The following is a 21516-nucleotide window of genomic DNA, read 5'->3' on the forward strand; positions in this document are numbered from 1 at the left end:
GTTACTGCATTTTTGAGTTAAATTTATGGTACAAAGCTGACGTATGAACCGAATAACCCTGTTGATAATCATGTTGGCGTTCCTTTCCTGTAATAACATCAGCGATCAGGAACAGAAAGTATTTGCATCCCCGGCAGGCTACGACCTGAAAGTGCCGGTACGTTACAGGGTCAGGGAGTCGATGCAGGAGATCTCCGGCATAGTAGCTTTCCCTGACGAAACCAATATGATCGCCATTAATGATGAAGAGGGCAGGGTGTACCGGATTGATGTACATACCACCAAAGCCTATCCCTCCTGGAAATTCGCCAAAAACGGAGATTACGAAGATATATGCCGTACAGACAGCGGCTGGTTTGTGCTCAAAAGCAACGGCTCATTATACGAAGTACACGGCCTCTTTACCGACAGCACCTACAGTACACACTATAAATTTCCCAAACACGGCAAACGGGAATTTGAAACCACTTATTTCGACAGCGCCCGCAATGCGATCATCCTGGTTTCCAAAAATGCAGCAGAGGATAAAAAGGCAGGGTTGACCAGCGCCTTCCGCTTCGACCTGGCCACCCGTACGTTCGATACGGTGCCCGTCTTCCAGCTGAACAACCAGGAGATCGCCAAACTGGCCGGCACGGACATGCGTTTCTTTAAGCCCTCCGCAGCAGCGATACACCCCGTGGAAAAACGGCTGTATATCGTAGCGTCGGTCAACGGCCTGTTGGTGATCACCGACCTGCAGGGGCATGTACAGGAAGCCTATAACCTCAAACACCGGCTCTTCCGGCAGCCGGAAGGCCTTACCTTTGCCGCCAATGGCGATCTGTATGTCTCCAACGAAGGTGGTGACGACGGCTCCGCCAATATTCTTAAATTCACTTACCATCGCAAATGAGCAACAGAGCCTTTATCCTTGTCACACTCGCTTTTCTGACCTTCGGCCGCGTATTTGCGCAAGCCCCCGCTGTCGTTAAAAGGATCATTCTGATCGGCGATGCCGGCGAACTGCACGAAAACGGGCGTAACCCTGTTGTAGATGCGGTAAGGCAAAAATACAACCTGCAGGAAGACATCAACACCGTTCTCTTTCTCGGTGATAACGTATACCCGAGAGGGTTACCCGACCCCTCGCAGAAATCCTACCCCGTTGCCAAAGAGATACTCGATTACCAGGTAGGACTGGTAAAAGGTACCCGCGCCCGGGGCATCTTCGTGCCCGGCAATCATGACTGGGACAAAAGCAAACCTGATGGATGGCAGGTGATCCGTAATCAACAGGAGTATATCGACTCGCTGCACCTCGATAATGTAGACTTCCAGCCGAAAGAGGGCTGCCCCGGCCCCGTAGAAGTGAAGCTGGCGGATAATATCACGCTCATCATTATGGACAGTGAATGGTGGGTGTTCCCTTACGCCAGGCCCGGCGTTGAATCTTCCTGCGATTGCAAAGACAAAGAAGAGGTGGTGGACAGACTGGCAGACATCGTGGCCAATAACCGGAACAAGCTGCTCATTTTCGCGACGCACCATCCTTTCCGCAGCTATGGCCCCCACGGCGGTTACTATACCATCAAACAACATATTTTCCCGCTCACAGACCTGCGGCCCTGGCTGTATGTGCCTTTGCCGGTGATAGGATCGATCTATCCGCTGGCCCGCGGCGTATTCGGGACACCTGAAGATATCCCCAATCCTAAATACCAGCATATGATCAAAGGGGTGGAGGAAGCTTTCAGACCCCATGGCCCGGTAGTCTTTGTTTCCGGCCATGATCATACCCTGCAGCTGATCAAAGACAAGTCCAATACCTACATTGTAAGCGGTAGCGGCGCCAAAAATAACCGGGTGAAAAAAGGCGGCAAATCGTTGTATGCCACATCGGAAAACGGTTTCAGCGCACTCGAGATAATGTCCGACGGGACAGTGAGGGCGCAGTATTTCCTGGCAAAAGACCTGTCAGCGCCGGCATACAGTGATACGGTGTTAAAGATCCAGGATATCCAAAGCCAGGGGCTGCCGTTCCGTGAACCGGCCAATCTCCCTGAATTCGTGAAGGTCGCCGCGGATACACAATACGCCCGGGTAAACAAGTTTCATCGTTTCCTGCTGGGCGATAACTACCGCAGCGTGTGGAACACGCCCATGCATTTCCCGGTGATAGACCTGCAAAAAGAAGGACTGACCATCCTGCAACGTGGCGGCGGCAAACAAACCCACTCGCTTCGGCTGGCAGACAGTACCGGGAAAGAATACGCCATGCGCTCCCTGAAGAAGTTCCCGCTGGCGGCTATCCCCGAGATGCTGCGGGAAACCATCGCCCGTGAAGTGGTACAGGACCAGATCTCCGCTGCCAACCCCTATGCGCCGCTGGCAGTGAGCGTGCTGGCAGAAGCGGAAGGCATACCGCATACCCATCCGTCTTTTGTATATCTGCCCCTGGATACATCGCTGGGTACTTACGCTAATGTCTTCGGTAATGAAGTGTTTCTGCTGGAAGAGAGAGAACCGGTCACCGGCGATAAGGATAAAACCTATAATACGCCCAAGGTACTGTCTAAAATACAGGGTGACAATGATATTCATGTAGATCAGAAAGCAGTGCTGCGCGCCCGTATTTTCGATACCTACATCATGGACTTCGACCGGCATGATGACCAGTGGCGCTGGTACCGGGAAAAACACAAAGGCCAGGAATATTATTACCCGGTGCCCCGCGACCGGGACCAGGCCTTCTTTGTCAACGAAGGGCTGTTGCCCCGGCTGATATGCAGACCGTGGCTGCTGCCCGGTATCCAGGGCTTCCGTGACCGTATTCCGGATGTGAACGGGTTCCAGTTCAGCGCCCGCTATTTTGACCGCTCTTTCATGAATGAGCTGGAGAAAAAGGACTGGGAAAAACAAACCGACAAGTTCCTCGGTAAAATGACGGACAGTGTGATACAGGCTGCTGTTAACGCTTTCCCGGACACGATCCGGTCACAGGTCGGACCAATGATGCTGCATCGGCTCTCCGTCCGCCGGAATATCCTCAAAGACAACATGCTCAAATATTACCGCTTCCTCGCAAAAGGGGTAGACGTGCCTGCCACACAGAAAAAAGAGCTGATACAGGTGGAGAAGAAGGAAGGAGGCGCTGTAGCGCTGAATATGTTCAAGATCAGCAAAAAGGGCGAGGTGGAACAAAACATCTATTCCCGCACCTTCGATCCTAAAGAGACCAAAGAGGTGAACGTATACGGCCTGGGCGGCAACGACCGTTTTGAGATCAAAGGCGACCACGGCACTCCTATCCGGATAAGGCTGATAGGAGGTAAAGGGGCAGATACTTATATCGACAGTTCCACCTCCGGTGCGGGCAAACGGATACGTATATACGACCAGCGCACCGGCAAGGACACCTTCCTGCTGGATGGCCATACCCAACGCCGCCTGTCCGATGATCCGGGGAACATCCGTTATAACCGCAACGCCTTCCAGTACAACAAAACATTTCCTATGCTGGCGGCCGGCTATAACCGGGACGATGGTGTTCAGCTGGGGGTAGCGCTGCAAATGATCCGGCATTCGTTCCGCAAAGAACCCTATGCAGCCAAACATATCTTTACGGCTACCCATGCACTCGCCACAAAAGCCTGGAACTTCCGCTACGAAGGGGAGTTTACCGATGTTATCGGTAAATCGGACCTGTTGCTGATGGCAAGGGCCAAAGCACCGAATAATACCATCAATTTCTTCGGGCTGGGCAATGAAACCGTTTTTGATAAAAGCGGTGGTAAGAAGATCACCTATTACCGCGCGCGGTTTAACCTGTATACGCTGGAAGCGTTGCTGCGCACCAAATTAAGCAATCATTTCAGCGTGTCTTATGGACCTTCGGTGAACCACTACGCCTTTGATAAAGATGAAAACAACAACCGGTTTATTACCAATTTTGCGAAGAACGGGCTGGACTCCGCCAGCGTGTTCACCAATAAATACTATGCAGGGCTCAGGCTTATGGCCCAGGTAGATACCCGCAACAATACGCTGGCACCAACAAGAGGGATCTTATGGACGACTTCCTGGACGGGTAACAAAGGGCTCAGCAGCGACAGCAAAAACTATATGCAGCTGCAGTCCGATCTGAGTCTGTATATGAGTTTCCGGGTACCGGCCAATTTTGTGATCGTCAGCCGTTTCGGAGGCAGCAAGATCTGGGGCGACTATGAGTTTTTCCAGGCGGCTACCATCGGTGGCACCCAAAACCTGCGGGGTTTCCGCAACTACCGTTTTGCGGGCGGCGCTGCTGCGTATAACAATACAGAGATACGGGTGAAGCTGTTTGACCTGAAGACTTATGTGCTGCCGGCGACGGTGGGCCTGCTGGCGTTTAATGACGTAGGCCGTGTATGGAAAGACAATGAGCATTCACACGTATGGCACGACGGGTACGGCGGCGGCCTGTATCTGGCGCCGGTGAACGCGTTGATTATTACAGCGGTGGTAGGGCATTCCAGTGAGGAAACGATTCCCTATGTGACGTTGGGCTTTAAATTCTAAAAAGGATGCCCGGGGCTTTTAAGGAAGTCAGTTTTAAATGCTGACGCCATAAAAGAACCCGGGCATCGTTCCCTATTGTGGCCCGGACTTTACTCCTGGGTTTCGTGTTCCATGTTCACCCGCACACGCAGGGCTTTGAGGCCGCTGACACCCTGAAGCTCTTCGAGGTCCAGCATTTCGATATCAGGCAGCAGGATATTCTTTGCCTGCAGGAAAGAAATATATTTTCTCAGTTCTTCCATCTCCCGTACATAGGAATATACCATGGCGATGGTACCTGGTTGGGTAAGGCGTTCGCCGGTATCTTTCACGTGTACTTTATCGATTCTTTTTTTGATGATCTCATAGCGGATATTATAGGCGCCTTCCACGTCGAAGCGGCGTTCGTCGCTGCGGAAACTGATGGTGATGGGGGCGCTGTGCATGAGGATCATCTGTGTGGTTTGCAGTGGTATTTTCAGCTGCGGTGATATTTTATTGGTTAGCCGGGCAATCCGTGCCATAGACGAAAGTTGCCACAGGCGGAGGTTACGCAGGTATAGCTGGTCAAATTTCTTTTCCTGCGCAATGGACTGCCCGATGTAGATCGTGTATTCGATACCGTCTGTACGGTATTTTTCGAAGTAGCAGGGGAAGGACTGCTGTATGTACAGCCGTTCTTTTTCCAGGTACTGGCTAATGGCCCGGTTGATGACGGAGAGGCTTTCTTCATATTCGCGGCGGTGGCGGAATACGTGGCCCTGTTCTTTATCAATTTTATTGAAATAGTTGTTCAGCACTGGTTTCAGCGTTTCGCTGCCTTCGCACAAATGTTCAAGTATGGGCTGTATTTCCTGCTCCATGAACTCGTTGATCTTCAGGTCTTCGCCGGCGGTGAGGTTGTCGCTAAGGCCCTGCAGCAGGTCTTCTGTTTTAAACATCAGCTCTTCCAGCAGCGGGAGGTGTACCTCCTGCGCTATCTGTTGCAGGGTGAATTTGATCAGTTCCAGTTGCTCCTGCAGGTCTTCCCGCAGGGCGTTGCCCTGTTGCACGGAGGAATTGCGGATATCGATGGCGCCATAGAGCGGGTATACTTCTTCAAAGGAAATATTTTCGATGTCTTTGCGCTCTTCCGGCGGTGTCAGCAGGTAGTTCCATGCCGCTTCGGTGAATTTCCATTCCACGGACGGTTGCAGGGCGGTGAACTGGTCTTTCAGCACTTCGTTGAGGCGGTTGTCGAGGATGCTCATGCTGCGGCTGAGCATCATAACGATCAGCGGGTAGGTGCTTTCCAGTTTCCACAGCGGTTCAGCAGATAATGCATTGGGTGTGGAAGATGCCAGTTCCAGTACACCCAGTATTTCTTTTTTATGGGTGATGGGGAAGAGGATAAAGCTCTGGATATTCTTGATAGGCAGGTACTTCAGGAATGGGTACTGGGTGATGCTGGCGTCAGTGACCGTTGGCAGTATCAGTGGGGTGGGCTGTTTGGCCCCATGGTCCAGCAGCAGCTGAAAGAAATGTTGTTGTTGCTTTTTGTTGCCCACGCCGAGGATAGGGTCGGCGTTGGAGAATTGTTCTTCCAGCACGTTTTTGCCATTCACTTTCGGGAAGGGAACGATATGTGCCGTGATCCCCTTGCCCCCCATGATGGTGGGGATCATTTTTTCCAGCGTACGGTAGCTTTCGGCTTCGTTGCTGGCTTTCATGTTCATCACCAGCCCTTTGATATTGTTCAGTATTTCTGCCTGGGTGACGTCTTCCACAGTCCAGATCACAAAACCTTCCAGCGTGAAATTATCCGGGGGGATAATATCTTTCAGTGCATCGGGGCTGGTCTGGTAGGAGCAGTAGTTGGTATAATCCAGTGGCGGCGGGTTGTCGCCTTTTACTTTCACATCTACAAAACGAGGGTCTATGTTTACTTTCACATATCTTTTGGTGCCGTCGGGCAGGTCCATATGATGGATGATCTCGTTCTGGTAGTTCATCGGGAAATGATATACCCTTTCCAGGATGAGTTTATAGAGCCAGGTCAGTTTGTCTTTTTTTACTTTGTTGACTGAGATGCCCTGCGGTACTACTACCAGGCCGGACCCGTTGTCGGTAAACATTTGGCGGAACAGGTCGGAGTAGTAGAAGATGGCGAACTTAAACGGTACGCCGATGCCGTAGATATCGCGGGTGGTATCGGTAGTGACAGGGAATATGGCGGCTGTCAGCAGATCGAGGTATTCTTTGTATTCCGTAAGGTCGGCAGATGGCGGAATGGGTTGGAGGATTTCGGGATGGCCTTCAAATTTCCGTATGATCATTCGATAAAAAGCGGAGCGTGGATCGTCTTCATTCTTCGCTTTTTCCTTGAGAAACCGAACGAAGGGGACGAAAGATATATTGGACTCAATTACCTGTTCATCATGTATTACACTGGAGTGTGCAGTTAAAATCTTCATATAAACGGTATATAATTATCACCAAAGGCTGTTCATTTGTGCGCCAGCAAAAAAAGTTCTTATTACAATTTACAGTAAAAACAGTGTGCAGGAGTAACGAGGGGAGATAGTATGCAGACGTAAAGGTAGGATCAATATTTTAAAATTTTCGGATTTTGATATTTCTTGATTTTTGTTTGTTGATAGATAATTGATAACAGATAAAAGGATTATTCAATAACTAACAGCCAATCAGGAAACGTCAAAATCCGAAAACAGCGGTATGTCTTAAGCGAGTTCGATCTGGTTTTTCAGCAGGTCTTCCAGGGTATCGCGTTTGCGGATCAGGAAGGGCTTGCCGTCTTTCACCATCACTTCTGCCGGTTTCAGGCGGGAGTTGAAGTTGGAAGACATTTCGAAGCCGTAGGCGCCTGCGTTATAGAACACGAGGTAGTCACCTTCGCGTACTTCGTTGATTTTGCGGTCCCAGCCGAAGGTATCGGTTTCGCAGATGTTACCAACTACGGTATAAATGCGTTCGGTGCCTTTCGGGTTGGATATATTGCGGATCAGGTGGAAAGCGTCGTAGAACATGGGCCTGATCAGGTGGTTAAAGCCGGAGTTAACGCCTACGAACACGTTGGCGGTGGTTTGTTTGATCACATTGGCTTTTACCACGAAGTACCCGCACTGGCTTACCAGGTATTTTCCCGGCTCGAACCAGAGCTGGAGCGGCTTTTCGTAGTTTTTGGCGAAGCTATTGAAGGCGTCGCTCAGTTTTTTGCCCAGCAGGTCGATGTCTGTTTCAGGATCGCCCTGTTGGTAGGCTACTTTAAATCCGCTGCCCAGGTCGATGGACTCCAGGTCCGGGAAGTGCTGGGTCATTTCGAACATGATTTCCACGCCGCGAAGGAAAACGTCCACGTCTTTGATTTCGGAGCCGGTATGCATGTGCAGGCCGGTTACTTTCAGTTTGGTGGATTTCACGATTCTTTCGATGTGGCGCATCTGGTGGATGGAGATACCAAATTTGCTGTCGATATGCCCGGTAGAGATTTTAAAGTTGCCGCCCGCCATGATGTGCGGGTTGAGCCGGATGCTGATGGGATAACTGCCGCCGAATTTGTTGCCAAACTGTTCCAGGATGGAGAGGTTATCGATGTTGATAATCACGCCGAGGTCTTTGGCAGCAATAATTTCCTGCAGGTCAACGCAGTTGGGGGTAAAGATGATATTTTTCGGATCGAAGCCGGCTTTGAGGCCCAGCTGTACTTCCTGTATGGAAACCGTGTCCAGTCCGCAACCAAGGGAGTTGATGTACTTCAGGATGTTGATATTGGTCAATGCCTTACAGGCGTAGAAAAAGCGGGTGTTGGCCTTATGAAAGGCTTTCTGAAGCTTTTCGTACTGGGTTTTGATCTTTTCTGCGTGGTATATATATACCGGGGTACCAAATTCATCTGCTATTTTCACGAGGAAGTCGGTAGCAAGAACGTCGCTTTGTCTAGGCATTGATTTACTCCTTGATTTAAGAATGAAGAGGCAAAATTACTACGCAAAACTGAAATATTATAATAAGGCGGGTGAAATCACTCTTCGCCGGTATCGCCTTCCATAAATCCCTCGATGCTTCTCCGGTCTTTTTTGGTGGGGCGGCCGATTTTGCTTTGTCTTTTGCCGGTATGGAATACGGCCGCCACGGCTTTGGGAGCTGTTTTGTCCTCTTCCGGGGTATTGTCCACGTAATATTTTACGGCTTCACTGTAGGCTACCCGGTTGGCCAGCAGGCCGGTGACCTGTATCACCCATTTGCGGCCTTCTGTTTTGATTTCGAAGTTATCGCCGATAGCCACGGGTTTGGCGGCTTTCACGTTGTTGCCGTTCAGCTTCACTTTTCCGCCGTCACAGGCTTCTGCTGCCTGGCTGCGGGTCTTGAACACGCGGATGGACCAGAGGTATTTATCTACCCGTAATTTTTCGGTGTTACTCATATTATAAAAAATTTATGGATTTTCGATTTTTTGATTTGGGGATGTTGGAGGTTTTCGATTCCAGTAAATTCCGAAATCAAAAAATCGAAAATCAAAAAATTACTTTTTTGATTTGGGGATGTTGGAGGTTTTCGGTTCCTGTAAATTCCGAAATCAAAAAATCGAAAATCAAAAAAGTAATTTTTTGATTTGGGGATGTTAGAGGTTTTCGATTCCTGTAAATTCCGAAATCAAAAAATCGAAAATCAAAAAATTACTTGCTCATCTCGGCAAAATACTGATGGAAATACGGGATGGTTTCAATGCCTTTGTAGTAATTGGCCACGCCATATTTCTCGTTGGGGGAGTGGAGGTTGTCGCTGTCCAGTCCGAATCCCATGAGTACCGTTTTGAGTCCGAGGGTTTTTTCAAAGAGGGCTACGATCGGAATGCTGCCGCCACCGCGCACGGGGATGGGCTCTTTGCCGAAAGTGGCTTCTATCGCTTTGTGGGCTGCTTTGTAGGCCACAGAGTCGGTAGGTGTTACGTAGGGGCTGCCGCCGTGGTGTTTGTTCACTTTTACGGTCACGCTCTTCGGTGCGATCGCTTCGAAGTGTTTGGCAAACAGGTCGGAGATCTCGTGCCAGTCCTGGTTAGGAACGAGGCGCATGGAGATCTTCGCGAATGCTTTGGAGGGCAGTACGGTTTTGGAGCCTTCGCCGGTATAGCCGCCCCAGATGCCGTTTACTTCGAGGGTAGGGCGGATGCCGGTCCTTTCGATCGTGCTATAGCCTTTTTCGCCCCATACATCGTTGATGCCCAGGTCTTTTTTGTACTCCTCTTCGTCAAACGGAGCGGCGTTGAGGGCAGCTCTTTCTTCGGCGGTCAGTTCCTGTACCTTATCGTAGAAGCCGGGGATGGTGACGTGGTTGTTTTCATCGTGCAGGGAGGCGATCATTTTGGCGAGGATGGTAGCCGGGTTGGCTACGGCGCCGCCATAAACGCCGCTGTGCAGGTCGCGGTTAGGGCCGGTCACTTCCACTTCCATGTAGGCGAGACCGCGGAGGCCTGTGTCGATGGAAGGGTTGTCGAGGCTGATCATGGAGGTGTCAGAGATCAGCACCACGTTGGCTTTCAGTTTCTCCTTGTTTTGTTCCAGGAAGATACCGAGGTTGGCGGAACCTACTTCTTCTTCCCCTTCGATCATAAATTTGATATTGCAGGGGATGGTGTTGGTGCGGTGCATGGTTTCAAAGGCTTTTACGTGCATGTAAAACTGTCCTTTGTCGTCTGCGCTGCCGCGGGCGTAGATGTTACCGTCTTTAATCACCGGTTCAAAGGGGCCGCTGTGCCACAGTTCCAGCGGATCTGCGGGCTGTACGTCGTAGTGGCCGTAAACCAGTACGGTGGGCAAAGAAGGATCTATGATCTTTTCTCCGTAAACGATGGGATGTCCTGCGGTCGGGCATACTTCTACATTATCCGCGCCGGCTTCCTGCAGGCGTTGCTTTACAGCTTCGGCACATTTTTGTACGTCGCCGTTAAAGCGGGAGTCAGCACTCACAGACGGAATGCGCAGCAATTCCAGTAATTCTTCCAGGAATCGGGCCTGGTGTTGGGCCTGGTAATCTTTCCAAACTTGCATGATTCAGAAAATTAAGTTCACAATGGGGTGCAAGTTAACGGAAAATCAACATTCGGGAATTTGGGATCCGGAGATTACTGTAGGGAGCAGGGGTAAATATTTAAATGATAAAATATCTAAATATCTAAGTATTAGGAGATCAATTTTTGCCGTACGAGGAATTCCAGTTTTTCATTGACGTCCAGCAGCTTGGCGGTCAATTCTTTGTTTTCTTTACGCAGGGAGTACACTTCATAGGCTTTTTCAATGTTATGCCTGAGCTCCTCTTCGTTCCAGGGTTTGGAGAAGTATTTATACACCTGTCCCTTGTTGATGGCGTCTACCACAGCGTTGATATCAGCGTAACCGGTAAGCAGCATCCGGATGGGTTCAGGGTATTTTTCCAGTATAGACTCGAAAAACTCTATTCCGGTCATTTTGGGCATGCGCTGATCGGAAATAATGATATGAAATTCCTGTTCTTCCAGCAGTTTCACCGCTTCTTCTGCCGACGAGGCGGTAAAAACGTTGTAAAGACGCCTGAATGAAGCTTTAAAGGCATTCAGGTTGTGTATTTCATCATCAATATAGAGTATATGGATGTGTTGTGCACTCATTTAAGCAGACTTAGTTCCAAGTTAGTAATAATAAATGAGTTAGAAACAATGAAACCAGTTATATCGATTTAGTATTAATCCTGCCCCATTCACTTTTTTGGCATTTATCGGCAAAACGGTCAAACGATAAACGTTACTATAAAGGTACATATAAACATACTGTATTAGTGTGAATTTTTCAAGTATGGATGAACTTTTTTTAAAATTCATCGTTTCCCTAAGCAATAGCGATTTAGTGCATTAGTTTCCATATTTTCGTGTAGGGATGAAAAACGTGCGTTTACCGCGTTTTTTATAGCATTCACCGTGAAAACAACTACTTACACCGGCAGGCCGTGAAACAGGAACATCTTTTGCTTCATGGCAGGCACAAAACTTTAAATTCTTATTCATGAAAAAAGGGATCATTGTAATCATTGTTATTGTATTACTGGGTATGTTAGGTTGCAATAAGTACAATGGATTGGTTAAACAGGACGAAAATGTAAAGAATAAATGGGGTGTAGTACAGAGTAGCTATCAGCGCAGGGCCGACCTTATTCCTAACCTGGTAAGTACAGTGAAAGGCGCCGCCAACTTTGAAACCACCACGCTCACGCAGGTAATGGAAGCCCGCGCCAGCGCCACACAGATCAAAGTGGACGTAAATGACCTCAGCCCCGAAAAAATCCAGCAATACCAGGCTGCCCAGGGCCAGCTGAGCCAGGCGCTCGGCCGCCTGCTGGCTGTTTCTGAAAGCTATCCTGAGCTGAAAGCCAACCAGAACTTCCTGAACCTGCAGGCGCAGCTGGAAGGTACCGAGAACAGGATCAACGTAGCCCGTAACGATTTCAACGAGTCTGTAAAAGGTTATAACAACAGCGTACGCGCCTTCCCCGGCAATATCGTGGCTGGCCTCGGCGGCTTCAAACAGAAAGGTTATTTCGAAGCAACAGCCGGTTCTGAAAAAGCTCCGGAAGTGAAATTCTAATATTTAGAAATTATATCATTTGGTTATCTGGCTATTGTGGTAAACACATTAACCAGATAACCAAATATTCAAATAACAATATAGCATGCGTCTGTTCCCTTTCAACAAAAAGAGAGAGATTTTTTCCGAAGCGGATAAAAACAAATTGGTGCAGGCTATCCGGATAGCCGAAAGGCTCACATCCGGTGAGATCCGGTTATTTGTAGAAAACCATTGCAGTTATGTAGATCCCATGGACCGGGCCCGCGAAGCATTTGTATCGCTCGGCATGGAAAAAACAAAACAACGCAATGGCGTATTGGTATATGTGGCCCTGAAAGACCATCAGTTTGCCATCCTCGGCGACCAGGGGATCCATGAGAAAGTAGGCAACGACTTCTGGCAGAAAGAAGCCATGCTCCTGAAAACACATTTTCAGGCCGACCGTATCATCGAAGGGATCGAAGTATGTATCCGTGAAATCGGCGAATCCCTCCGTACCCACTTCCCGCACGAGACCGGCGACGCCAACGAGCTACCGGACGATATTGTCTTCAGTATCTAGCGGCCACTATTTTAAACGACTTTTAGCATAGATGAACATGAGGATATTACGCTGGTTTTTACCTGTATTATTGTTGTTGACGGGGTTGCTGGCGAAAGCACAGAATATTCCGCCAAGGCCCAATCCTCCCACTTTAGTGAATGACTTCGCCGGCATCCTCCTGAAAGATGAAGATGAAAGGCTGGAACAAAAGCTGGTAGCCTATGACGACAGTACCTCCACGCAAATCGCGATCGTTACCCTTAAATCCATCGGCTCCTACGATATCAGCCAGGTAGCGCTGAAAATTTTGAGAGATTGGGGTATTGGCAGAAAAGGAAAGAACAATGGCATCCTTATTCTTGTTTCCATAGAAGACAGGAAGATAAGGATCGAAACAGGTTATGGCATGGAAGGTGCTGTACCTGATGCAATAGCCAATGAGATCATAGCACAGGTCATTAAGCCCGCTTTCCGCGAAGGGCAATACTACCAGGGCCTCGATAAGGCAGTAGACGCCATCATCAAGGCTGCGGCCGGCGAATACAAGGGAGATCCCCGGCGAAGCGAACCTGGTATCAGCCCCGGCGCTATCTTCCTCCTGATCCTGGTGATTGTGATCATCATATCCATCATCAGCCGCGGCGGCGGAGGCGGTGGCGGCGGCACCACCTATAACAGGCGCGGTGGCTGGATATGGCCGGTGATCGGCAGTATGGGCGGCTTCGGACGCAGTGGCGGCGGAGGCTGGTCCGGCGGCGGCGGAGGCGGAGGCTTCGGTGGTTTTGGCGGTGGTTCCGGCGGCGGCGGAGGCGCCAGCGGCAGTTGGTAATACTTTGGAAACCTTTTGAAAAATAACGCTATGTCATTCATGTATGTGTTAAACGGAGATGCTACATTGTCCCTGCTGCGGCAAAGCAAGCTAAAAGGCGGTGTAGTAGTGTGCCGGGAAATGATGAGCGAAGGCAAAGTGAAAATCACCAAAGACGCGGAGGCGTTTTTTGAAAGCCGCGCCAAACATCTGGAGTTCCACTACGGAATCGATAAACAAACTTATTTTACCAATGTGGTACATGAGCTGGAGAAACTAAAAAACTCCGGCTCATTTGATGAAATCGTACTCTGGTTTGAGGCAGACCTCTTCTGCCAGATCAATCTCCTCTTCATTATCCATTACCTTAAAATCAATCTCAGTACACTGCCTCCCATCAGCCTGGTAGACCTGCCCCATCACCGCGAAGCGGCAGATTTCCCCAGGTTGCTGGAAGAAAGAGTGCTGCTGCAGCCGGCAGACATCCAACATGCCCTCGACGCCTGGGATGCCTATTGCGCCGACACCCCGCAGGCATTGGAAACAATCGGCCGCATGCCCGCAGGTAACCTCAAACACCTGCCAGCCGCCATCCACGCCCACCTGCAACGGTTCCCCGAAGTAAACAGCGGACTCAGTGCCATCGAAAAATTTTTTCTGCAGAAACTGTCCCTTGGCCGCTACCGGATATATGACCTCTACATCGCTTTCTGGGACGAACTCTGGATCTATGGTTTCGGCGATTTTCAGCTGGAGCTCTTCCTGCAGCGCATGCAACGTGCCGGCGTCATCGAAGAAGATGCACAGATGGTAGGTATCACCAGTCTGGGGCGGGAAGTACTGAATAATGAGGAAAATTATCTCGATTATGTCCCCCTGGAACACCGATGGCTGGGTGGTGTAAGGATGGCCAGGTCATCCTGGTGGTGGGACCCGGTAAAAGGCAGCATCGTAAAAAAAGCATAAAAACAAAGAGCGAAGACCCAACGGCCTTCGCTCTTTATTTTATATCATGGTGTAATACTATTCTTTGATGGCTGTCCGGATAGTATCAGAAGCCTTACGCATGTAGGCGGCCTGCTCACGCAAACTGTCACTGTCCTTGCCGGTAACGGCGGTAGCGTCGCCGTCTTTCTTCCGGGCTATCTCCTGTAACCAGTTACTGATATAAGTGTTCACCTGGCCGTTCCTGAACTGCTCGGTCATCGCCTTTACCTGGTCCACACCATGCTGTACGGCAGCGGTGTTGTTGATTTTGGAAAGGAAACCGAGATAGTCGAACGCGGCGTTCAGCTTGTCCTGGCCGGAAGTCTCGTCGAACTTGGTGGCCACGAAAGCCACATCTTCGGGGTTGCCCTGGCGGGCATAGATCCCTGCAATAGCGCTCACCAGTTTACCTTTCGTGTCTTTCTCCAGTTGTTTCGCGATACCATACGCTTTGCTGAGGTCCAGGTCAGACAAGGCTTCCAGCGCGGCGGCTTCCACCCCGTAGGATTTATCTTTGGTAGCGGCTTCAAACAGCGCGCTGTACTGTACGTCTTTCAGATCACCCAATTGTTTGATGGCGGCGGCTTTGGTCAGCGTGCTCGGGTCTTGTTTGGCCATTTCCGCCAACGCCGGTACTACAGCGGCTTTTACGGCCGGCAGCTTCAGGTTGAGTGAAGAAACGGCCAGCGTACGCAGCCCGTGATATTTGTCTTTCAGCGCCTGTACCAGCAGTTTCACGGCTTCGGGGTTGCGGCCCTGTTCTTCCACGGCTGCTTCAATAGCTGCCCGGCGGTCCAGGTAATTGGACGCGTGGGCGTATTGATAGGCATAAGTGGAAAAGTCGCGGTGGTCGTCCTTTTTGGAAAGGATCACCTTATCGGCGTCTACATTCACCAGGTCTGGTTTGGTGGTATAGGCAAAAGTGAAGGAATCCACACGGTTGGTCACCGTTACCTGGTGACGCTCTTTTTTGCCACCGCTGTAAATATCGATGGCCATCGGCAGCTGCCATACCTTGGCGTCTTTCTGGATCTGCCGGATCAGCACCGTTACCTTGTTATCATTGTATTTGTAGCTGATGTCCAGTTCAGGGAAGCCCTGACCAAAATACCACTGGTTGAAGAACCAGTTCATATCCCGACCGGTCACTTCTTCGAAGGCGAGGCGCAGCTGGTGAGCTTCGGTGGCTTTAAACGCATTGCTCTTCAGATAGAGGTTCAGCGATTTGAAGAAAGCGGAATCCCCTACGATATTACGCAGCATATGCAGGATACGGCCGCCTTTCTGATAGGTGATCTGGTCAAACATGTCTTCCTTGTCGTGATAGTGAAAGCGTACAAGGTGTTTGTCGCCGGAGTACTGCACCATAGAGAGATAGGACATCGCGGCATCGTAGCCGTGTTCATCAGCGGCGTCTTTACCATATTTGTGTTCCAGCCAGAGATATTCACTGTAGTCGGCGAAAGACTCGTTGACGGTCAGGTTGCTCCAGGATTCAGCCGTGGCCAGGTCGCCAAACCAGTGGTGGAACAGCTCGTGCGCAATAACGCATTCGTTGTAGTTGTTGTTGTCGAGCAGCTCGCGGTCTGTTTTCTGCAGAAATTCACCGTGCAGGGTGGCGGTAGTGTTTTCCATGGCGCCGGACACGTAGTCGCGGCCGGTGATCTGGGAATATTTCACCCATGGGTATTGGTATCCCAGTATATCCGAGTAAAAGGTGAGCATCTCCGGGGTGTTGCCAAAGATGTTCCTGGCGTATTGCTCATAAGGTTTTTCGAGATAATAGTTGACTTCTTTGCCTTTCCATTTATCTCTTACGATGGCATAGTCGCCTACGGCCATCATAAACAGGTAGGGGGAGTGGGGGAGGTCCATCTTCCAGGTATCGGTACGGGTGCCGTCGGTATTGTTTTTCTGGCTGACCAGTTTGCCGTTGGAGAGGGTCACATATTTTTTAGGAACGGTCATACTGAGTTCCTGCGTGCATTTCTGATTGGTTTTATCTATCGTGGGGAACCATACCGAGGAGCTTTCCGTTTCGCCCTGTGTCCATATCTGGGTAGGCTTGTTGGGCTCTGTGCCGTCAGGGTTAATGAAATACAGGCCTTTGGCATCGGAGATGGCAGCGCTGCCTTTTACTTTCAGCTCATTGGGCTTGCTGGTATAGTTTATATAGACGATATAAGATTCTTTGGCGGAATAATCTTTGTCCAGTTGGATATGCAGCTGGAGGCTGTCGTAGCTGTAACGCAGCGGAGTGTTTTTCCCGCCTTTTACGATGGCCACTTCATGGATATCCATGCCTTTGGCGTCGAGCGTGAGCGAATCGGTAGTGTAAAAGTGGGGTTTCAGGGTAATCCAGGCTTTGCCGTAGAGGTACCTTTTGGGGTAATCAAACCGTACGTCCAGTTTGGTGTGTACCAGGTCGTTGACCTTGGTGGCTGCTGCTCTGTAGATCTTCAGGGCCGGGTCATCGGAGGCTGCTTTCCCGGATTGGGCCATCAGGGAAGTAGTGGCGCTCAGGCCGGCCATCCCACCCATCAGTACACCCAGAAGGGACCGCTTCAAGAGTTGATTCATGTAAAAAACTGTTTTGATTAAATATATCAGCTTCTGATTATATAAAGCGCCAAATTTAAACAAATGGCCTTATAATGAGCCAAGTGGTTAAAAATGCTATTTTTGTTAGACCAAGAGGCTAATAAATACAGCAAATTATGATCAAAGCAACAGTTAACGGCAAGTCTGCGTTCAGCATCACCCAGGATTCAACCATTACCTGCAACGGGCAGGCGGTAGACTGGTCAGCGGTAGAGGTACCATCAGGAGACTATAGCATCATCATGGACGGTAACAGCTATCAGGCCCAGGTACTGAAAGTGGACAAAGAGAGCAAAACAGTGACTTTGCAGATCGATCAGCAGCAGTATGAGGTAGCTATTGAAGAACCGATAGATCAGCTGCTGGCGTCGATGGGCATTAAAGACGCCATGGCCAAAAAAGTAAATGATATCAAAGCCCCGATGCCGGGACTGGTGCTCAAGGTGCTGGTGACCCCCGGACAGGTGATCCATAAGGGAGATCCGGTATTGATCCTCGAAGCCATGAAAATGGAGAATGTATTCAAGGCAGCTTCAGATGCCGTGGTCAAAGAAATCAAAGTAGCAGAGCGCACCGCCGTGGAAAAAGGGGAGGTGCTGATCGTACTGGAATAATATTTGCGTAAGGACAGTTTTATACCAATTTTTAGTATGCTTCTCAAATACAGGACAGTATTATACCTACTGGCATGCTTGTTTTTCTGTGGCCAGGCATGGGCACAAGGCCAGCAGCATTATGTATATATACAAAGTGAAAAAGGCCAGCCCTTTTACGTGAAGGTGAACGGCCAGGTGCTGAGTTCCACCGAAAGAGGATATATCATCCTTCCCAAGCTGGACGCCGGTACCATACCGATGTCTATCGGGTTTGCCCAGAGCGAAGGTCCTGCACAGGAGCAGAAGTTCTATGTGCGGATCGGCAAAAATGACCAGGGCTTCCTGCTGAAGAAAGGCGCGTTGTACAATCTGCAGACATTCAGGGAAACCAAAGCCGACAATGGCGATGGCAGCGCTGCTACAGCAGCTGCCGGGGAACCGGCCCCGGAGGCCGTGGCTGCCAATGCCCCGGAAGATACCGCCCGCAAAGAGATGATGGGTAACCTTCAGAAAGACCTGGAGACTACTTTCGCCCAGAAAGCCACGGTGAGCGGCCCGGGCAAGCCGTCTTCCCCCAAAGCCGGGAATGCGTTTTCCTCTGCACTCGATAAAGTGGTGGTGTCCGGCGATGACCGCGACGAACCGGTGGAGGTGGTAACCCCCGACAAACCGGAGCAGGGTACTACGGTCCCTGCGGAAGTAGTGGAAGTAAAAAAGCCCCGCGGCAAAAAACATAAGGCTGAACGGGAACCGCTGACGGAGGAAGAACAGGATATATTAAAGTCTGTGATGGCGGAAGAAAGCAAAACCGCTGCCAGCGAGGCTGCTATAGAAGACCAGCCCAGGCAGGCCATGGAAGAAGAGTCGCCAGCGCCCAAAAAGCAGAAGAAACATAAAAAAAGGGAAAGTGAGCCTGATTTCATAGAATTCCAGGAGGAAGGCAAACCTGCGGCTACGGCCCCAATAGCTGCAGCGGCGGCTCCGGTGGAAGCCGTGGCGCCGACAGCAGATCTGCCCGCTACGGAAGCGGCGCCGGTACGCAAGAAGAAAAAACGGAAGCTGTTTGACGATACCGAGCACCCGAACAATGTCATTACCGACTCCAGCGGCTATGGCCTGGCAATGGAAGCGGCGCCTTCCAGGAAAAAGAAAAGAAATGAGGAGGCGGTAGCTGAAACGGCAGAAAAGAAGGATGCCGGTACCCGTTTAATCAACACTGATTGTGGTAATATCATGGACGAAGCCACTTTCCGTAAGGTGCTGCGCAAATTTGTGAGTGCCAGGTCAGACGACAGCATGATCGATATCTTCCGTAAATCCACCCGCAACTATTGTCTCGAGACCCAGCAGGTCAAATCACTGGCATTGTTAATGAACAGTGACGAGGCCCGTTATCGTTTGCTGGACATGGCTTACGCCAAGACGTACGACACCGAGAAATATGGTTCCCTGGAGTCGTTGCTGACTGAAAGCTATTACAAAGGCCGTTTTAAGGCGATGTTGCATAAATAATTATATCATAGGATATTGGCCTTCGGCCGATGAATGAGCGGAGATGACCATCTTCGCTCATTTTTTTTAATTGTATTATTTTCGCCCCCGATGAACAGATATTTTATAGAGGTAGCTTATAAAGGCGCGCAATATAGCGGGTTCCAGGTGCAGGAGAATGCCCACACTGTGCAGGCTGAGGTGGACAGGGCCCTGAGCCTGTTGCTCCGGGAGAAAGTAGAAAGCACCGGGTCCAGCAGGACAGACGCAGGAGTAAACGCCCGGCAGAACTTCCTGCATTTTGATACCGCGCTGCCGCTGCACCCGCAGTTCCTGTATAAGATCAATGCGATTCTTCCACCTGATGTAGTGCTGAAGGGAGTGTACCGGGTGCCGGAAGATGCAAACAGCCGTTTCGCGGCGCTGGGACGCTCCTATGAATATACGTTGTATACCCGTAAGGACCCTTTTATGCAGGACCGCGGGTATTTCTTCCCTTATAAGCTGGATGTGGACGCGTTGCAGGAAGCGGCGGGTATCATCCGGGAATACAGTGATTTTACTACATTCTCCAAGCGGAATACGCAGGTCAGGACATTTATCTGTGCGATAGAGCAGTCTTACTGGACCGTATCGGGAGAGCGTATAGTCTATAACGTTAGCGCCAACCGTTTCCTGCGGGGGATGGTCCGCGGGCTGGTGGGTACCATGCTGCGGGTGGGCCGCGGAAAGCTGACCATACCGGAATTCAGGGCGGCCATTGAGAGCCGGGATTGTACCCGGGCGGATTTTGCGGTACCGCCGCAGGGATTGTTCCTGATGGAAGTCCGTTACCCGGAAGGGTTGCTGCAGCCGGTGTCTTTTATCCGGTAGATGTTGAAGATATTTAAGGGAAGGGGATTGATCTGAATGGTCAGTCCCTTTGTTTTTAGGGCCGACGGCGCCGGGATGAAAGGGACGTAAGATGACAGCGTATTCCATCCGGCAGGTATGCAGGAACGGGCATAAAGCGATACGCCGGATTCATTTGCTGCGCTGTTGTGCCTGACAGGCTGCATCATAGTTACACGGGCAAATCCGGCGTTTATTGTTGTGGGGCTGAAGTGCCATACTATGATGACGTGCCGGATAATGCCCGCTTTCTTTTGCCAGGCAAGCGCACGTGCCGGGTAAACACTTATGCTTCCCTGGCATACCATGGAAGGGTATTGCGGGCATATATACCAGGGTTCTCCCTGCCAACAAGTTCCTTGTATACAACGGAAGCACGGCATACCTGCCAGCCTCCTCTCTGCCAACAAAACGCTTTGGAAGAGCTGTGCTAAGATGCTGCGCTGCGCAAATATCTGCATTGCCGATGTGTACGGAATCAGGAGCTTTATTAGCGGTGTCGCTGAAGCATCGGGCAGTGATGATATACTGCATCTGTACCTGCATGCTTCCGCAGCCTGCATTGCCGATGCATACAGAATCCGGAGCTTTGCTGGCAGTGTTGCTGAAGCATCGGGCGGCGATGATGTACTGCATCTATACAAATGTTCCCTGTAAAGGGAATTGAATAATATTGTGGCCCTGGGATTTCGTGATGCCACAAGGCAATTTTCCGGTAAGTAGCACGATCAGAGGCATCATTGCCACGTACCCGGATAAAAATTTTTAAGACTGAAAGTCTTTATGGTAAAGGATTTGGTGAGTTCGCTGAAAAATAGTTCAGCAAAAAAGTTGGAAGTAATAAAAATCCGCCTACCTTTGCGCTCCGCTTTGATAGAAAGCACGCATACAAAAGCTCTTCACATACTTCATTTTTACACTTGCCGGATGAACAACGTATCGTTGCAGATGATGGATGACAGTGCATTTGCGCTGGCGCTTCTCCGAAAAGAAAAAATAAAAAATCTTGAAAAAAGATTTGGTAGAAATGAAAAGTTGCTTACCTTTGCAACCCCAACGATAACGGGGCAACGAACGGGAAGCGAAGTTGCGAAATTGAAATAACAGGATGTACGGCCAAACGGGCCACAGAGATCGGATCTCAGACATCAGCTAACGATCAGTAAGTGATCGAAAGTTCTTTGAAAGAATGGAAACAACAGCACGAATCAAATTAGTGATAGTTTGATTCACTTTAACACAGGTAATGTTATAGCTAAACATAATTTAAATATCCGATTAATTTTCTGAAGAGAATTAGTCAGGTATCAACTTCTTTACAATGGAGAGTTTGATCCTGGCTCAGGATGAACGCTAGCGGCAGGCCTAATACATGCAAGTCGAGGGGCAGCATGGGTAGCAATACCTGATGGCGACCGGCAAACGGGTGCGGAACACGTACGCAACCTTCCTTCAAGCGGGGAATAGCCCAGAGAAATTTGGATT

At 50.0% G+C, this 21516-nt stretch carries 17 protein-coding genes and 1 rRNA gene; 11 read left to right on the forward strand and 7 right to left on the reverse strand.

The features are described 5' to 3' along the window. Positions 1–43 precede the first annotated feature (43 nt). Both B5D63_RS18650 and B5D63_RS18655 read left to right on the forward strand, forming a co-directional pair. On the forward strand, positions 44–895 hold the full coding sequence (locus B5D63_RS18650; protein ID WP_078670240.1) for a hypothetical protein: 852 nt from the start codon (positions 44–46) through the stop codon (positions 893–895). Further along, a complete protein-coding gene (locus B5D63_RS18655; RefSeq protein ID WP_078670241.1) occupies positions 892–4539 on the forward strand; it encodes a BamA/TamA family outer membrane protein in 3648 nt (1215 codons plus the stop codon). Before B5D63_RS18650 ends, B5D63_RS18655 begins: the two co-directional genes overlap by 4 nt. 89 nt (positions 4540–4628) lie before the next feature. Here the strand turns inward: B5D63_RS18655 and B5D63_RS18660 are convergent, their stop codons facing one another. The 5 genes from B5D63_RS18660 to B5D63_RS18680 form a co-directional block, all read right to left on the reverse strand. Next, a complete protein-coding gene (locus B5D63_RS18660; protein ID WP_143312965.1) occupies positions 4629–6971 on the reverse strand; it encodes a hypothetical protein in 2343 nt (780 codons plus the stop codon). Positions 6972–7238: 267 nt separating this feature from the next. Then, positions 7239–8462, reverse strand: a complete 1224-nt coding sequence (gene lysA / locus B5D63_RS18665) for a diaminopimelate decarboxylase (protein ID WP_078670243.1) — start codon at positions 8460–8462, stop codon at positions 7239–7241. A 77-nt stretch (positions 8463–8539) separates the two neighbouring features. Continuing rightward, the gene (locus B5D63_RS18670; RefSeq protein ID WP_078670244.1) at positions 8540–8941 is read right to left on the reverse strand and encodes an RNA-binding S4 domain-containing protein; all 402 of its coding nucleotides are present in this window, start codon (positions 8939–8941) and stop codon (positions 8540–8542) included. 253 nt (positions 8942–9194) lie between these two features. Further along, positions 9195–10565: a dipeptidase gene (locus B5D63_RS18675; RefSeq protein ID WP_078670245.1), complete on the reverse strand. Its 1371-nt coding sequence runs from the start codon at positions 10563–10565 to the stop codon at positions 9195–9197. 131 nt (positions 10566–10696) lie between these two features. Beyond that, a complete protein-coding gene (locus B5D63_RS18680; RefSeq protein WP_078670246.1) occupies positions 10697–11161 on the reverse strand; it encodes a response regulator in 465 nt (154 codons plus the stop codon). A gap of 391 nt (positions 11162–11552) precedes the next feature. Between B5D63_RS18680 and B5D63_RS18685 the strand changes: the two genes are divergently transcribed. The 4 genes from B5D63_RS18685 to B5D63_RS18700 all read left to right on the forward strand — a co-directional run bounded on the left by B5D63_RS18685 (position 11553) and on the right by B5D63_RS18700 (position 14431). After that, entirely contained in the window at positions 11553–12131 is a 579-nt protein-coding gene (locus B5D63_RS18685; RefSeq protein WP_078670247.1) for a LemA family protein, read from the forward strand. A gap of 85 nt (positions 12132–12216) precedes the next feature. Further along, positions 12217–12675: a TPM domain-containing protein gene (locus tag B5D63_RS18690; protein WP_078670248.1), complete on the forward strand. Its 459-nt coding sequence runs from the start codon at positions 12217–12219 to the stop codon at positions 12673–12675. 31 nt (positions 12676–12706) lie between these two features. After that, positions 12707–13486 carry a TPM domain-containing protein gene (locus B5D63_RS18695; RefSeq protein ID WP_078670249.1) on the forward strand — a complete coding sequence of 260 codons (780 nt, stop codon included), beginning with the start codon at positions 12707–12709 and terminating at the stop codon, positions 13484–13486. Between the two features lie 30 nt (positions 13487–13516). Next, on the forward strand, positions 13517–14431 hold the full coding sequence (locus B5D63_RS18700) for a DUF1835 domain-containing protein (protein WP_143312966.1): 915 nt from the start codon (positions 13517–13519) through the stop codon (positions 14429–14431). A 57-nt stretch (positions 14432–14488) separates the two neighbouring features. Here B5D63_RS18700 and B5D63_RS18705 read toward each other — a convergent pair whose 3' ends face one another. Continuing rightward, positions 14489–17032, reverse strand: coding sequence for a M1 family metallopeptidase (locus B5D63_RS18705; RefSeq protein ID WP_078670382.1), 2544 nt, complete (start codon positions 17030–17032; stop codon positions 14489–14491). A gap of 137 nt (positions 17033–17169) precedes the next feature. Here B5D63_RS18705 and B5D63_RS18710 point away from each other — a divergent pair, with 137 nt between their 5' ends. From B5D63_RS18710 to truA, 3 genes are all read left to right on the forward strand, one after another. Continuing rightward, positions 17170–17667, forward strand: coding sequence for a biotin/lipoyl-containing protein (locus B5D63_RS18710; RefSeq protein ID WP_078670251.1), 498 nt, complete (start codon positions 17170–17172; stop codon positions 17665–17667). Between the two features lie 36 nt (positions 17668–17703). Next, positions 17704–19161, forward strand: a complete 1458-nt coding sequence (locus B5D63_RS18715; RefSeq protein WP_078670252.1) for a proline and serine-rich protein 1 family protein — start codon at positions 17704–17706, stop codon at positions 19159–19161. Between the two features lie 90 nt (positions 19162–19251). Further along, positions 19252–20013: a tRNA pseudouridine(38-40) synthase TruA gene (truA, locus tag B5D63_RS18720; RefSeq protein ID WP_078670253.1), complete on the forward strand. Its 762-nt coding sequence runs from the start codon at positions 19252–19254 to the stop codon at positions 20011–20013. On the opposite strand, the gene B5D63_RS18725 is transcribed toward truA, so the two are convergent. Next, positions 19971–20339 (reverse strand): hypothetical protein, encoded by a 369-nt coding sequence (locus tag B5D63_RS18725; RefSeq protein WP_078670254.1) that lies wholly within the window; start codon positions 20337–20339, stop codon positions 19971–19973. The genes truA and B5D63_RS18725 overlap by 43 nt on opposite strands. 475 nt (positions 20340–20814) lie before the next feature. On the opposite strand from B5D63_RS18725, the gene B5D63_RS18735 reads away from it, so the two are divergent. Together B5D63_RS18735 and B5D63_RS18740 are read left to right on the forward strand one after the other, a co-directional pair. Beyond that, positions 20815–21135, forward strand: a complete 321-nt coding sequence (locus tag B5D63_RS18735) for a hypothetical protein (RefSeq protein WP_078670256.1) — start codon at positions 20815–20817, stop codon at positions 21133–21135. Positions 21136–21349: 214 nt separating this feature from the next. Then, a 16S ribosomal RNA gene (locus B5D63_RS18740) occupies positions 21350–21516 on the forward strand; the annotation flags it as partial.

Origin of the sequence: Chitinophaga eiseniae (assembly GCF_900167135.1) — a bacterium.
Lineage (GTDB): Bacteria > Bacteroidota > Bacteroidia > Chitinophagales > Chitinophagaceae > Chitinophaga > Chitinophaga eiseniae.

What these genes read in the sequence shown, in the direction of transcription:
- B5D63_RS18715 (WP_078670252.1), top strand. Translation starts at nt 17,704, where the DNA reads ATGCTTCTCAAATACAGGACAGTATTATACCTACTGGCATGCTTGTTT.
- B5D63_RS18655 (WP_078670241.1), top strand. Translation starts at nt 892, where the DNA reads ATGAGCAACAGAGCCTTTATCCTTGTCACACTCGCTTTTCTGACCTTC.
- B5D63_RS18710 (WP_078670251.1), top strand. Translation starts at nt 17,170, where the DNA reads ATGATCAAAGCAACAGTTAACGGCAAGTCTGCGTTCAGCATCACCCAG.
- B5D63_RS18675 (WP_078670245.1), bottom strand. Translation starts at nt 10,565, where the DNA reads ATGCAAGTTTGGAAAGATTACCAGGCCCAACACCAGGCCCGATTCCTG.
- B5D63_RS18735 (WP_078670256.1), top strand. Translation starts at nt 20,815, where the DNA reads ATGGTAAAGGATTTGGTGAGTTCGCTGAAAAATAGTTCAGCAAAAAAG.
- B5D63_RS18650 (WP_078670240.1), top strand. Translation starts at nt 44, where the DNA reads ATGAACCGAATAACCCTGTTGATAATCATGTTGGCGTTCCTTTCCTGT.
- B5D63_RS18705 (WP_078670382.1), bottom strand. Translation starts at nt 17,032, where the DNA reads ATGAATCAACTCTTGAAGCGGTCCCTTCTGGGTGTACTGATGGGTGGG.
- B5D63_RS18690 (WP_078670248.1), top strand. Translation starts at nt 12,217, where the DNA reads ATGCGTCTGTTCCCTTTCAACAAAAAGAGAGAGATTTTTTCCGAAGCG.
- B5D63_RS18695 (WP_078670249.1), top strand. Translation starts at nt 12,707, where the DNA reads ATGAACATGAGGATATTACGCTGGTTTTTACCTGTATTATTGTTGTTG.
- B5D63_RS18700 (WP_143312966.1), top strand. Translation starts at nt 13,517, where the DNA reads ATGTCATTCATGTATGTGTTAAACGGAGATGCTACATTGTCCCTGCTG.
- B5D63_RS18685 (WP_078670247.1), top strand. Translation starts at nt 11,553, where the DNA reads ATGAAAAAAGGGATCATTGTAATCATTGTTATTGTATTACTGGGTATG.
- B5D63_RS18660 (WP_143312965.1), bottom strand. Translation starts at nt 6,971, where the DNA reads ATGAAGATTTTAACTGCACACTCCAGTGTAATACATGATGAACAGGTA.
- B5D63_RS18725 (WP_078670254.1), bottom strand. Translation starts at nt 20,339, where the DNA reads ATGGTATGCCAGGGAAGCATAAGTGTTTACCCGGCACGTGCGCTTGCC.
- B5D63_RS18680 (WP_078670246.1), bottom strand. Translation starts at nt 11,161, where the DNA reads ATGAGTGCACAACACATCCATATACTCTATATTGATGATGAAATACAC.
- lysA (WP_078670243.1), bottom strand. Translation starts at nt 8,462, where the DNA reads ATGCCTAGACAAAGCGACGTTCTTGCTACCGACTTCCTCGTGAAAATA.
- truA (WP_078670253.1), top strand. Translation starts at nt 19,252, where the DNA reads ATGAACAGATATTTTATAGAGGTAGCTTATAAAGGCGCGCAATATAGC.
- B5D63_RS18670 (WP_078670244.1), bottom strand. Translation starts at nt 8,941, where the DNA reads ATGAGTAACACCGAAAAATTACGGGTAGATAAATACCTCTGGTCCATC.